A 12,070-nucleotide genomic window follows, 5' to 3' on the forward strand; every position below is an offset into this window, starting at 1 on the left:
CGCCCGCGGCCGGTTCACCGCCCGGCCCGGCGGCGGCCGGGGCGGCGCAGCCTGCGGGCCGCCAGCAGGCAGCCGGCTCCGGCGAGCAGCGCCACGCCCGCGGTCACGGGCAGCTGGGCGGGCAGCCGGCTGCCGGTCTCCGGCAGCCGCCAGCGGTCGGGGCGTGGCCCGGGCGGTACCGGCTCCCTCGGGATGCCGAGCGGCAGCGGGCCTCCGTCGGGGCCGGTGGTGCCGGGCGGGTTGGCGTTGTTGGCCGGCACCGGGTCGCTGGTGGCCGAGCTCGCGGTGGCGATGTTGTCGACCTCCGCACTGCCGCCACGGAACTGTGCCGCGAGCCGTACGGCGAAGGTGAAGTCGGCCGTCTCCCCGGCGGGCAGGTCGCCGACGGTGCGGCAGGTGACGGTGCGTCCGGTCGCGGAGCAGCCGTCCGGCGAGGAGACGAAGGTCAGCGGGGCGGGCAGCGGGTCGGTGACCGTCACGGCGCGCGCGTCGGACGGTCCGTGGTTGACGATGCTGACGCGGTAGCCGAAGACGTCACCCGGCACGACGGCCGTCTTCCCGGCCGGGAGGACGGCCCGCTTGGCGGTCTCCAGGTCCGCGCTGCCGTCCAGGGCGGCGGCCGTCCAGTCGGCGGAGTCGTTGCCGGGGTTGCGGTCCTCGGGGCTGCGGACCACGGCTCTGCCCCCGGTCAGTGTGGCGCCCGGGGGCGCGGAGGGCACGAGGGCGACCGGGAAGTCCACGGCGTACGGGCCCTCCAGGGCACGCCGTCCCGGTGCGACGGTGCAGCTCAGCTGCCGTCCGCCGTTCTCGGCGGTGCACTCCGGGGGGAGGCCGGAGCTCGGCACTGTGGTGTGCTCGGGCATCGTGACGGTGACCGAAGCGGGCTTGCGCCGGGTCGAGGGGCCGAGGTTGGTGACGGTGAGCCGGGCGGTGCTGCGCCCGCCCGGGTGGACGGCGGCGGCGGAGCTGACGGTGACCGTGTGGTCCGCGTTCGGGGCGGCGGGGCCGATCGTCGTGTCCGGGTTGGGCAGGCCGGTGGCGACGGCGGTGTTGTTGCCCTGGGCCGGATCGAGGGTGGTCGAGCCGACGGTCGCGCGGTTGACCACGTCCGCCCCGTCACCCCGGTAGGCCGGATCGAGCCGGACGCGCAGCGGGAAGGCCTGCGAGCCGGTGGCCGCGAGGCCGGCGGGGCCCGAGCAGGTCACCTTGGCCCCGTAGCCATCGGCCGGACCGCTGCAACCGGCCGAGGAGGAGACGAAGGCCAGCATGGGCGGCAGCTGGTCCGTCACCGTCACCGCCTTCGCGTCCGAAGGGCCGTGGTTGACGACGGTGATGACGTACTCGAAGGTCTCGCCGGGAGCCACCGGCGCCGTCCCCGACGGCTTCTTCGCAACCGAGAGGTCGGCCGTCGGGCCGGTCACCGCGCCGCTCGGCAGGCCGGCGCCCGGGGTGGGGCCGGTGTTGTTCGCGGGGACGGGGTCGGTGGTGGCGGAGACCACGGTGCCCTGGTTGGCGATGTCCGACCCGTCGCCCGTGTATGCGGGGTCCAGTCGCACCAGGATGACCCAGGAGGCCGTGGCCCCCGGGGCGAGCAGCGGCAGCGGCCCGCAGGTGACCTTCTGCCCGTGGGCCGTGCAGTTTTCCCGGGTGGAGACGTAGGAGAGGGCACCGGGGAGGCGGTCGGTCACCACGACGTCCCGGGCCGCCGAGGGCCCGTGGTTGACCACCGTGATCGTGTACTTGAACGTCTCCCCCGGAGCGATCCGGCCGCCGGAGATCCGCCCCACCGCCTGGAGCTGCGACCGCGCCGCGGCGGGCACGGCCGACCCGGCGGACGTCCAGCAGCTCCCGGCCGACGCCAGCACCACGAGCACCAGCACCTGTGCGGTACGGCGCAGCCGGCTCGCCGACGGGTGCTTCGGTGGAGTACCCGCTCCGGTACCTGCCATCACGCGTCATCTCCAGGTCGGGCCGCTCTTCGGTGGCTCCTCGATACCCAGATGCGATACGTCAATATGACAAGCACTCAGCCTGTCACCGGTCCGGACGAACCGTCAGGCAGGGCGGCACCCGATCCCACTCAGTCCACCGGTCCGCTGCGGTCCCGGCCGATACCGAAGACCGGCAGGGCCCAGGCGGGCGGCATCGGGGGTGGCGGCGGTTCGGCCCGCAGGACGGGCACCTTCTCGGTCGGGGTCGGCATCGCCTCGCCCAGCGCGGCGACCCGCAGAGCCGCGACGAAGGCCAGGCAGCTGTCGTAGCGGCCCTCGGGCTCCTTGGCGAGGGCGCGGGCGAAGACGGCGTCCAGGCCGGGCGGCAGGTCGGCGCGGACCGAGCTGATCGGCGGGGCGGTCTCGTGCAGGTGGGCCCAGAGCAGTGAGAGGTCGTCGTCGCGGCGGTAGGGCGGGCCGCCGGTGAGCTCCTCGTAGGCGACGCAGGCCAGACTGTAGACGTCGCACCGCCCGTCCACCGGCCGCCCCGCGATCTGCTCGGGCGCGACGTAGTCCACCGTCCCGACGAACTGGCCCACCGTGGTGAGGCCGGTCAGCGACAGGGACTTCTTGGTCAGTCCGAAGTCGGTCAGGTAGACGTGCTCGGGGTGCTCGGAGTCCGTCCCCTCCGCGACCAGCACGTTGCCCGGCTTCACGTCCCGGTGGACGAGCCCGTGGGCGTGCGCCGCGTCCAGCGCGGAGGCCAGCTGGCCGGTGATCCGCGTGGTCTGGGTGAGCGAGAGCACCCCCTGAGCGTCGATCAGCGCCCGCAGGTCGCGCCCGCGTACGTACCGCATCGCTATGTAGAGCACCCCGTCCGCCTCCCCCGCCTCGTACACCGGCACGATGTGCGGGTGGTCGATCGCGGCGGCGATCCGCGACTCGCCGGCGAAGCGGCGGCGGAACACGTCGTTGCGGGCCAGCTCGGGGGCGAGCAGTTTGACCGCCACCGTGCGGCCGAGCCGCAGGTCCTCCGCCTCGTACACCACGGCCATCCCGCCCCGGCCGATCACCCGGCCCAGGCGGTAGGAGGCGAGCTGCTGGCCGCTCAGGTCCGCCGGGGCGACGGTCATCCGTCACCAGCCGGGTCAGCCGCGTCACCGGCCTCCACCGTCGCGTACGGGCTCAGCCGGGTGCCGTCGCAGTAGTACCAGCGGCCCCGCTCGAGGTCGAGCAGCCAGGCGGACGGGCCGTCCACCACCGCGCCGATCCGCGCCGAAGCGCTGCGCTCCCGGAACTCGGAGAGGTCGATCGCACCGGTGGCCAGTTCGTCGAGCAGCGCGTGGTAGGCCGCCAGGGCCTCCTGCAGCGCGGTGATCAGCGGGCGCGGGTCGGTGCGGGCGCCGAGCGGCTGGGCGGTGCCGGGCGGGCGCTGCGGGAGGGAGACCAGCAGCCGGCCGTCCACCCAGGCCGTCCAGCCGTTGGAGCAGATCACCCGGGCCCAGTCCCCGGCCGTCTCGGCCAGCCGCAGCGGCAGCAGCGGGTCGAGCCGGACGGTGGGCGGGCCGCCGGGCTCGGACCAGGTGGGCAGGCCGTCCGGCGGGGCGACGTGGGTGGGCTCGAAGTCCACGGGGTTCACCGCCGCATCACGGCGGGCTCGTGCCGCCGCAGCAGCCGCAGCACGATCAGGCCGAACAGCACCGAGAGTGCCAGCAGCATGCCCATGTCGAGCAGCCAGGTGGAGGCGTGGTGGGCGAACAGCGGGTCGTCGGTGAGCTTGCCGGGCACGATGGCGTGCAGGTCGAGGGTGCTCGCCATCGCGCCGAGCGCCCAGCGGGACGGGATCAGCCAGGAGAACTGGTTGAGCACCGGCACACCGTTCAGCTGGAGCAGCGCCCCGCAGAAGACAACTTGCACGATCGCGAGCAGCACCAGCAGCGGCATGGTCACCTCCTCGCGCTTGACCAGCGCGGAGACCACCAGGCCGAGCATCATCGCGGTGAGGGAGAGCAGCGCGACGGCCAGCGTGAGCTCGAACAGCGGTGGCATGAAGACGCCACCACCGCCCTGCGGTTTCAGGCGCACCCCCGCCAGCCCGACCATGGTGAGCACCACGGCCTGCACCACCGTGACGGTGCCGAGCACCACGATCTTCGAGCCCAGGTAGGCCGAGCGGGAGAGTCCGACCGCGCGCTCGCGCTGGTAGATCACCCGCTCCTTGACCAGCTCGCGCACGGCGTTCGCCGCGCCCGTCAGCACGCCGCCGACGCACAGGATCAGCAGGGCGTTGAGCGCGCTGTTCTGGTCCAGCTTGCTGCCGGCCAGCGCGTGCGCCATCGCGCCCATCACGAACGGCAGCGCGATCATCACGGCGAGGAAGGTCCGGTCGGCGGCCAGCGCGGTGGCGTATCGCCGCACCAGGGTGCGCAGCTGGGCGAACCAGCCCTGCGGCGGCGGGGGTTCGGCGGGGGCGGGGGCGTTCCCGTCGGCGGGGCGCGGCCGCTCCATCCGGTCCGCGATGTAGTGCCGGTACTCGCGGGAGCGGCGGTACTCGCCGGCCCAGTCCCGGGCGGTGTCGTTCTCGAAGGCCTCGAAGGCCTCCGGCCACTGCTCGTGGCCGGTGAACGGCAGGGTCTCCTCGGGCGGGCCGTAGAAGGCCGTCCGCCCGCCGGGGGCGAGCAGCAGCAGCCGGTCGCACAGGTCCAGGCTGAGCACACTGTGGGTGACGACGATGACGGTGCGGCCGTCGTCGGCCAGCGTGCGCAGCATGTGCATCACCGAGCGGTCCATCCCCGGGTCGAGGCCCGAGGTGGGCTCGTCCAGGAAGAGCAGCGAGGGCTTGGTGAGCAGTTCGAGCGCGACGCTGACCCGCTTGCGCTGACCGCCGGAGAGGCTGGCGATGGTCTGATCCGCCCGCTGGTCCAGGCCCAGCTCGGTGATCACCTCGGCGACCCGGGCCTCCCGCTCGGCGGGGGCGGTGTCGCCGGGGAAGCGCAGCTCGGCGGCGTACGCGAGCGCCCGGCGGACGGTGAGCTGGGTGTGCAGGATGTCGTCCTGCGGCACCAGGCCGATCCGGCGGCGCAGCTCGGCGTAGTCCCGGTAGAGGTCACGGCCGTCGTAGCGGACGGTGCCTTCGTCGGCCGGGTGCAGGCCGGTGAGCGCGTTCAGCAGGGTGGACTTTCCGGCGCCGGACGGGCCGGCCACCGCGAGCAGGCACTTCTGGCCGACCGGGAAGGTCACGTGGTCGAGCAGGGTGCGGCCGCCGTCGGCCCGGACCACCAGGCCCTCGACGTCCAGCTCCACGTCCCCGCTGTCGGTGAACTCCTGCAGCTCGTCGCCGACCAGGCAGAACACCGAGTGGCCGATGCCGATCAGGTCCTGCGGCCCGACCAGGGCGTTCAGCACGGGCTGGCCGTTGAGGTAGGTGCCGTTGTGGCTGCCGAGGTCGGCGATCTCGTACCGGCCGTCGGGGCGGGCCCGCAGCTCGGCGTGGTGCCGGGAGACCGAGAGGTCCTCGAGCACCAGCTCGTTGTCCTCGGCCCGGCCGATCCGCACCACCCGGGCGGGCAGCGGCCGCACACTGGTCGGCGGCCGGTACGAGCCGGTGATCGAGGTGAGCGCGGAGGGCTGCTGCCGGACGGCGGTCGGCTCGGGCAGCGCGCCCAGCCTCGCACAGGGGCCGTCGGGGGCACCGAAGCGGACGCTGGTGCCGGGCGCGAGGTCCAGGTGCTGGACGCGGTGGCCCTCCGACCAGGTGCCGTTGGTCGACCCGGTGTCGTCCAGCGACCAGTGGTCGTGGTCCACGTGCAGCAGTGCGTGGTGCCAGGAGACCCGGGGGTCGGTGAGCACGATCTCGCCGGTCGGGTCACGGCCGATGTGGTACGCGCGGCTCGGGCTGATCAGCTGCGAGTCGCCGTCCGTCTCCAGTACGAGCTGCGGCGCCGTGGGCGCGAACGGTCGCTCTCCCATACGGCCGATGCTAGTCTCCGGGCCACCGGCCCGCCTCCGCCGTCTGCACGAGCGGCGGGTACGACAGGCGCTGGTTCCGGTTGCCGGGGGTCACCTACCGGCCACGCCGCGCCCTCGTACAGGTGACATCCAAGCGGGACGGGTACGGTGGCGGGTAACTCTTGACGCATGTTCAATCATGGCCGACGGCCGCAGACCGGGGAGGCGTTGTGAACACCTGGGCGACCTGGACCACGCAGTCCATCCACGCCGGGCACGGCGGAGTGACGACGGAGGAGATCGGCCCGATCACCGGGGACCTGACCTTGCACACCATGTGGATCGACGGCGAGGCGCGGCTGACCATCCAGTACACCGGCTCGATCGACTGGTTCACCGTGGCGGGCAGTCCCGTCCCGGCAGCCGACGAGGCGACGGCCCGAAACGTCCACCAGGCCATGGTGGAGGCCGCCAAGGCGGGTGGGGGCGCACGCGCTCCGCAGTGAGCGCCCCCGTTTCGTCCCCGCACCCGCTCGTTGACGAACCTCCTCCGTAACCGGGCCCGCCGACTCTCGTTGGCAGGGCCCCGGCACTTTTGCCCCGGCACTTCAGGAGGCGTGCATGTCCGCGAGGGCCATGATCGAGAAGGCCGAGAGCTACCTCGGCTACCGCGAGGGCGCGGCCAACCGCAACCGCTTCTCCACCGAGCTCGGCCGCCCGGCCGAGCCCTGGTGCGCCGACTTCGTCTCGGCCGTCGCCCGGGAGAGCGGCAACGGCTCCGTCTTCCCCGACACCGCCTCCTGCTCCGTCGCGCGCAACTGGTTCGACCAGCGCGGGCGGCTCTCCGTCTACCCCGCCATCGGCGCCCAGGTGCTCTTCGGCGCCCCCGGCAACCCGTACGGCCCGGGCGGCGAGCACACCGGCATCTGCATCTCCTACGACGCCGACACCCTCACCGTGATCGCGGGCAACACCAACGACGACGGCTCGCCCCAGGGCGACGGGGTCTACCGGCGGGTCTACCAGCGCCGCTCCGACTACGTGGACTCCTACGGCTACCCCGCCTACCCCGAGGGCCTGGTCTGTGCCGACCCGGCCTGGCGCGGCCGCCCCGGCGTCACCTACTTCGGCCAGGAGGCGAGCATCGACGACCTGCCCGCCGCCGGGCTCACCATCCCCGGGCAGGGGCGGCCGGTGATCGTGGACGGGCTGGCGTACGGGCCGGGGGCGAGCGGGCCGCACCTGGTGGCGATGCGGGCGATGCTGGCCGCCGCCGGGTGCGGGCGGCCCGGCGCGGCCGACCTCGGCACCGACTGGACGGAGGCCGACACCGACAGCTTCCGCCGCTTCCAGCTCCAGCTCGGCGACACCGGCCCGGCTGCCGACGGCATCCCCGCCCCCCGCCAACTCCACCACCTCGAACGCGACTTCGGCGCCCGCCCGTACACCGTCCAACCCGGCGACACCCTCACCACACTCGCCGCCGAGTTCAACACCACCCCCGAGCTCCTCGCCGAAGCCAACAACCTCACCCCCACCACCCCCCTCACCCCGGGCCAGCTCCTGCACATCCAGCGCTGACCGGTCAGCCCGCGTCCCGTCAGCCCGCGTCCCGGCGGCGGGCGGATTCGGCGGCTTCGGCGGCGACTGCGCCGGCTCGGATGAGTTGGTGGCCGAGGTCGGCGAGGGCGCGGCCGGCGGCCAGTTCGTCGCCGATCAGGGAGGTGGGCTGGTCGTGGGGGCTGCGGAGGGCCTGGCCGTCGGCCTGGAGGTGGGCGGCGGCGGTGGTGAGTTCGGCGTGGGCGGTGGTGAGGTCGCCGGACTCGGTGAGGCGCAGGGAGAGGTGCCACTCGGTGGTCTGCGGTGCGGTGGCCGCGAAGGTGCCGGTCATCGCGCCGTGTCCTCGGGGTGCTCCTCCCAGGGGGCGCCCTCGGCGGCCTCGTGCTCCTGGGCGTGGGCGGTCTGGTAGGAGGTGATGCCCTCCTCGGGGTCCGCGGCGCGGACGTTCTCCTCGTCGCGCTCGGTCTTGTCGCTGAACTTCTCGCTCATGTCGGACATGGCTGTGCTCCCTCGCCGGGTACCACTCCAGCCTGCTCCCGCCCCACCCGCGCGTCCAACCCGCCGGGCGGCATCGGCGAGGATGGGCCCGTGAAGGTGACCCCGATCTCTCCCGAACGGCTGGCCGAGCTCCTCGCCGACCGGATCACCGCGCTGCCCACCGAGGACGGCCGCCGGATCCGGGTGGCCGTGGACGGCGCCCCGGCCGCAGCGCCGGGGCGCCTGGCGGACGCGCTGGTCGAGCCGCTGCGGCTGCGCGGGCGCCCGGTGCTGCGGGTGTCGGCCGACGGCTTCCTGCGGCCGGCCTCGGTGCGGCTGGAGCACGGCCGCGAGGACCCGGACGCGTACCACGACCTCTGGCTGGACGACGGTGCGCTGGCCCGCGAGGTGCTCGACCCGCTGGAGCCCGGCGGCAGCGGCCGGGTGCTGCCCAGCCTGCGGGACAGGGTGACCGACCGGGCCACCCGGGCGCCGTACCGGGACCTGCCGCTCGGCGGTGTGCTGGTGCTCGACGGGCCGCTGCTGCTCGGCCGCTGGCTGCCGTTCGACCTCACCGTGCACCTGACCATGACTCCGGCCGCGCTGGCCCGCCGGACGGAGGCCGCCGAGCAGTGGACGCTGCCCGCCTTCGCCCGCTACGACGCCGAGACCGAGCCGGCCGCCGAGGCCGACCTGACCGTACGGTGCGACGACCCCCGGCACCCGGCGCTGGTCCAGCCGTGACAGCACCGAGAGCGCTGTCAGCGGCAGGTCGTAGGGTGGGCGACCGTGACGGAGGAGTCTTCGGGGTGGACAGCGACGGGCCTGCGGTGGCGTGAGGGCCGGCCGCTGCTGACGGCTGCCCGCGGCGAGCTGGTGCACCAGCGGGAGGTCGCGCCCGGCACCGAGATCGGCTGGCGGCTGGCGGGCCCGCGCCGCTGCACCGGGGCGCGGACGGCCGCCGGGCACCGCCCCTGCCCGCACCGGGCCGAGATCGATCCGGCGGCCAAGTCCGCCCAGTGCGGGCCCTGCCAAGGGGCTGACCTCGGGCTCGCCCTCGCGCGGGACCAGATCGTGGACGACGGCCGCACCTACCGGCTCTACCTGGCCTGGTTCGGCACCGGCCTGCTCAAGGTCGGCCTCACCGCCGAGGAGCGCGGCACCACCCGGCTGCAGGAGCAGGCCGCCCTCGCCTACGCCTTCGTCGGCCGGGGCCGGCTGCCCGCCGTGCGCCGGGCGGAGCTGACGGTGGCCCAGTCCGGCCTGGCCCGTGAGCGGTTGACCGGGCGGCTGAAGATCGACCGCTGGTGGGGTCTGCCCGGCGCGCCCGAGCGCCACGCCCAACTGGCCGGGCTGCGCACGGCCGTGCTGCGCCTGCTCGGCGGCCACGGTCTCGAACTGCTGCCGGACGAGCCGGTGGTGGACCAGTGCGCCCTGTTCGGCCTGGCCGAGGAGGGCGCACCACCCGCGTACCAGATCGTCACCGCGCTCGCCGACGGCGCCACCCTCTGCGGCGTGCTGCGCGCCCCCGTCGGCCGGTACCTCTTCGTGGACCCGCACGGTCCGCACGGTCCGGCCGGTCCGGCCGGTCCGGCCGCCGACGGCGAGCCGGCGCCGCTGCTGCTCGACACCGGCCTGCTGACGGGCTGGCGCCTCACCGCCACCCCGCCCGGCCCGGCCGGCCTGCCGCAGGGCGTCACCCTGCGCGCCCGCCGCCGCCCGGAGGAGACCGGCGAGCAGACCGCCCTGTTCTGAGCCGGGAGTTTCAGGCCGGGGCCAGGAATCCGGCCAGCGTCGAGACGAAGCGGTCCGCGTCGTCCTGCCAGGGGTAGTGGCCCGCGCCGGCCTGCACGGTGAAGGTCGCACGAGGGAAGAGGTCGGCGTAGTCGGCCAGCAGCCCGGGCGGGCTGTTGACGTCGAACTCACCCGCGAGCACCAGGACTCGGCCCTCGAAGGCGGCCAGCGCCGCCCTCGTCCCGGCCGGTTCGAAGGCGCCGGCCGAGGCGAAGATCCCGGCGGCCTCGGCGTTACGCTGCACCTCGGCCGCCGCGTGGTGACGCCGGGCCTCGGCATCCCACCGGCCGTGGAAGAACGGCGCGACGGCCCCCCACTCCGGCCCGCCGCCCCGCCCCGCGGTGACGGCCTCGAGGGCGGCGTACGCCGCCGGGTACCACGGCTCTCCCGCGCGGCAGCGCGCGAGCGCGAGCCGCTGCTCGCCCGAGGCGCTCAGCCCGACGGCCGCCGTACCCGGCGTGACCAGCGTCAGGGTGGACACCCGCTCCGGGTGGCGGGCCGTGTACAGGGCGGCCAGGTTGGCCCCGGCCGAGTGGCCGAGCAGGTCGATCCGGTGCAGGCCGAGGTGCTCGCGCAACGCCTCCACGTCATCGACCAACCGGTCGCATCGGTAGCTCGAGCTGTCGGCGGGGTGCTCGGACCGGCCGGTGCCGCGCAGGTCCGGCACGGTCAGACGGCGGTGCCGGGAGAGCCCGCCGAGCTCCTCCAGGTAGGCGGAGTCCTGCATGGGGCCACCCGGCAGGCAGAGCAGCGGGGCCCCGTCACCGACAGTGCGGTAGGCGAGGCGGGTGCGGTCGGGCGCGAGGTACGTGGGCACGAGAGTGGATCTTGGCAGCCGGCCGCCCGGCCCGGCAACCGGAATCCACTCGCCCGTCATCCTGCTCGCCCAAAGTGTTCATGTCATCACTCTTCGTGTGACACAGCGCACAGTGACGACTCGGGCGCTGAGTGCATATAGTCGGCAGCACGGGCCACAAGCCTTTATTTCTTAGGAGATTGACAACTATGAACATTCGCATTGCAGTCGTTGCGACCATCGCGGCCGGGTTAGCTGCCACCGTTGCCGGACCCGCCCAGGCCGTCACGGCCGCCACCGCCCAGACCTCGGCGACCCCGGCCGTCTGCGCGGCGGAGTCGGTCGCCGGTCACCCCTGCGTCTGGCAGGAGAAGGACACCACCAGTGTCACCGGGCGCGCGCAGGTCACCGTGAGCGACCTCCAGCCCGTGTTCGTGAAGGTCGAGTTGAAGACCCAGAAGGCGTGGGGCAGCCCCTGGCTGACGGTGGCGTCCACCACCTCGCTGCGGGCGGGCTCGTTCCAGGTCGCCACTCCCAGGGTCGTGACCGACCTCCGCACCATCGTCTGCGCCACCACCGCACCCGCGCTCGACCTGACGCAGCAAGTCACCACCTGTACCAACCCGTACTGACCGAGCCCGGCAGCTGAGCCGCTCCCCGGTACTGTCCGGGTGGGCCCCGCCTCCCCCGGGGCTCACCCGGGCCGCCTCCCGGCGGCCTGCGGCGTCGGGCCGCGCTGGCAGCGCGGGCACCAGTAGGCCGGCCGCTCCCGGTCGTGCTCGGCTGTCAGGATGCGGCTGCCGCACCGGGCGCAGGGCCGGCGCGCGTTCCCGTACACCCAGTGCTGCCGGCCCCGCTGGGACGTCCCGGTGGTGAGGTGGCCGGGCCGGAGCTTGTTGAGTTCGAGCAGGTACTGGGCCTTGGCCAACAGCCGCTCCAGGACGGTCACTTCGCCGACCGGGGTCCAGGGTGTGACGCCGGCCAGGAAGCACAGCTCGACCGCGTAGACGTTGCCGATACCGGCCAGGTTGCGCTGGTCGAGCAGGGCCGCGCCGAGCGGGCGGGCCGGGTCCGCCGACAGTCGGCGCAGGGCCTCGGCGGCATCCCAGTCGGGGCCGAGCAGGTCCGGGCCGAGGTGGCCGACGGCGAGCTGCTCCTCGGCGGTGCGCAGCAGTTCGACCACCGGCAGCCGGTAGCCGACGGCCGTCCGGCTCTCGGTGCCGAGCACCGCGCGGATCTGGTGCTCCGGCCCGCCCGTCCAGCGTTCGCCGGGGCGGTAGAGCTCCCACCGGCCGTCCATCTGCAGGTGGGTGTGCAGGGTCAGGCCGCCGCCGAGCCGGGTGAGCAGGTGCTTGCCCCGGGGCACGACCTCGATCACCTGGCGCCCGGTCAGTTCGGCGGTGGCATGGGCGGCGACGCGCAGCTCGGCGCGGGTGAGCACCTGGCCCGCGAGCGCTTCGTGCAGCTGCGCGGCCACGCGGTAGACGGTGTCTCCTTCGGGCACCCACCCATCATGCCGTGCCCGGGCCCACCGGGCCGCTCCCGAGGTGACGGATCCGGCAGC

Annotated in this window: 13 protein-coding genes; 5 read left to right on the forward strand and 8 right to left on the reverse strand. The window is 74.4% G+C overall.

Features of this window, described 5'->3' with window-relative positions; all coding sequences use genetic code 11:
* Positions 1-14: 14 nt before the first annotated feature.
* The 4 genes from ABT095_RS30405 to ABT095_RS30420 all read right to left on the reverse strand — a co-directional run bounded on the left by ABT095_RS30405 (position 15) and on the right by ABT095_RS30420 (position 5,900).
* Complete coding sequence (locus tag ABT095_RS30405; RefSeq protein ID WP_350532762.1) at positions 15-1,949, reverse strand: DUF11 domain-containing protein; 1,935 nt, start codon at positions 1,947-1,949, stop codon at positions 15-17.
* Positions 1,950-2,080: 131 nt separating this feature from the next.
* Positions 2,081-3,064, reverse strand: coding sequence for a serine/threonine-protein kinase (locus tag ABT095_RS30410; protein WP_350532763.1), 984 nt, complete (start codon positions 3,062-3,064; stop codon positions 2,081-2,083).
* Complete coding sequence (locus tag ABT095_RS30415; RefSeq protein ID WP_350532764.1) at positions 3,061-3,561, reverse strand: SH3 domain-containing protein; 501 nt, start codon at positions 3,559-3,561, stop codon at positions 3,061-3,063. The genes ABT095_RS30410 and ABT095_RS30415 overlap by 4 nt, the downstream gene beginning before the upstream one ends.
* A 5-nt stretch (positions 3,562-3,566) precedes the next feature.
* Positions 3,567-5,900, reverse strand: coding sequence for an FHA domain-containing protein (locus ABT095_RS30420; RefSeq protein WP_350532765.1), 2,334 nt, complete (start codon positions 5,898-5,900; stop codon positions 3,567-3,569).
* 209 nt (positions 5,901-6,109) lie between these two features.
* On the opposite strand from ABT095_RS30420, the gene ABT095_RS30425 reads away from it, so the two are divergent.
* Positions 6,110-6,385, forward strand: coding sequence for a hypothetical protein (locus ABT095_RS30425; RefSeq protein ID WP_350532766.1), 276 nt, complete (start codon positions 6,110-6,112; stop codon positions 6,383-6,385).
* A 115-nt stretch (positions 6,386-6,500) separates the two neighbouring features.
* Complete coding sequence (locus ABT095_RS30430; RefSeq protein WP_350532767.1) at positions 6,501-7,460, forward strand: LysM peptidoglycan-binding domain-containing protein; 960 nt, start codon at positions 6,501-6,503, stop codon at positions 7,458-7,460.
* Positions 7,461-7,479: 19 nt separating this feature from the next.
* Here ABT095_RS30430 and ABT095_RS30435 read toward each other — a convergent pair whose 3' ends face one another.
* Together ABT095_RS30435 and ABT095_RS30440 are read right to left on the reverse strand one after the other, a co-directional pair.
* On the reverse strand, positions 7,480-7,770 hold the full coding sequence (locus tag ABT095_RS30435) for a dsRBD fold-containing protein (RefSeq protein ID WP_350532768.1): 291 nt from the start codon (positions 7,768-7,770) through the stop codon (positions 7,480-7,482).
* On the reverse strand, positions 7,767-7,937 hold the full coding sequence (locus tag ABT095_RS30440) for a hypothetical protein (protein WP_350532769.1): 171 nt from the start codon (positions 7,935-7,937) through the stop codon (positions 7,767-7,769). The genes ABT095_RS30435 and ABT095_RS30440 overlap by 4 nt, the downstream gene beginning before the upstream one ends.
* A gap of 90 nt (positions 7,938-8,027) precedes the next feature.
* Here ABT095_RS30440 and ABT095_RS30445 point away from each other — a divergent pair, with 90 nt between their 5' ends.
* The gene (locus ABT095_RS30445) at positions 8,028-8,660 is read left to right on the forward strand and encodes a nucleoside/nucleotide kinase family protein (RefSeq protein WP_350532770.1); all 633 of its coding nucleotides are present in this window, start codon (positions 8,028-8,030) and stop codon (positions 8,658-8,660) included.
* Between the two features lie 45 nt (positions 8,661-8,705).
* A complete protein-coding gene (locus tag ABT095_RS30450; protein WP_350532771.1) occupies positions 8,706-9,671 on the forward strand; it encodes a DUF2797 domain-containing protein in 966 nt (321 codons plus the stop codon).
* Positions 9,672-9,681: 10 nt separating this feature from the next.
* Here the strand turns inward: ABT095_RS30450 and ABT095_RS30455 are convergent, their stop codons facing one another.
* Positions 9,682-10,527 (reverse strand): alpha/beta fold hydrolase, encoded by an 846-nt coding sequence (locus ABT095_RS30455; protein WP_350532772.1) that lies wholly within the window; start codon positions 10,525-10,527, stop codon positions 9,682-9,684.
* Between the two features lie 188 nt (positions 10,528-10,715).
* Between ABT095_RS30455 and ABT095_RS30460 the strand changes: the two genes are divergently transcribed.
* On the forward strand, positions 10,716-11,138 hold the full coding sequence (locus tag ABT095_RS30460; RefSeq protein WP_350532773.1) for a hypothetical protein: 423 nt from the start codon (positions 10,716-10,718) through the stop codon (positions 11,136-11,138).
* A 62-nt stretch (positions 11,139-11,200) separates the two neighbouring features.
* On the opposite strand, the gene ABT095_RS30465 is transcribed toward ABT095_RS30460, so the two are convergent.
* Complete coding sequence (locus tag ABT095_RS30465) at positions 11,201-12,010, reverse strand: DNA-formamidopyrimidine glycosylase family protein (RefSeq protein ID WP_350532774.1); 810 nt, start codon at positions 12,008-12,010, stop codon at positions 11,201-11,203.
* Between the last annotated feature and the right edge of the window lie 60 nt (positions 12,011-12,070).

Source organism: Kitasatospora sp. NPDC002227 (genome assembly GCF_040296285.1).
Classification (GTDB): Bacteria; Actinomycetota; Actinomycetes; order Streptomycetales; family Streptomycetaceae; genus Kitasatospora.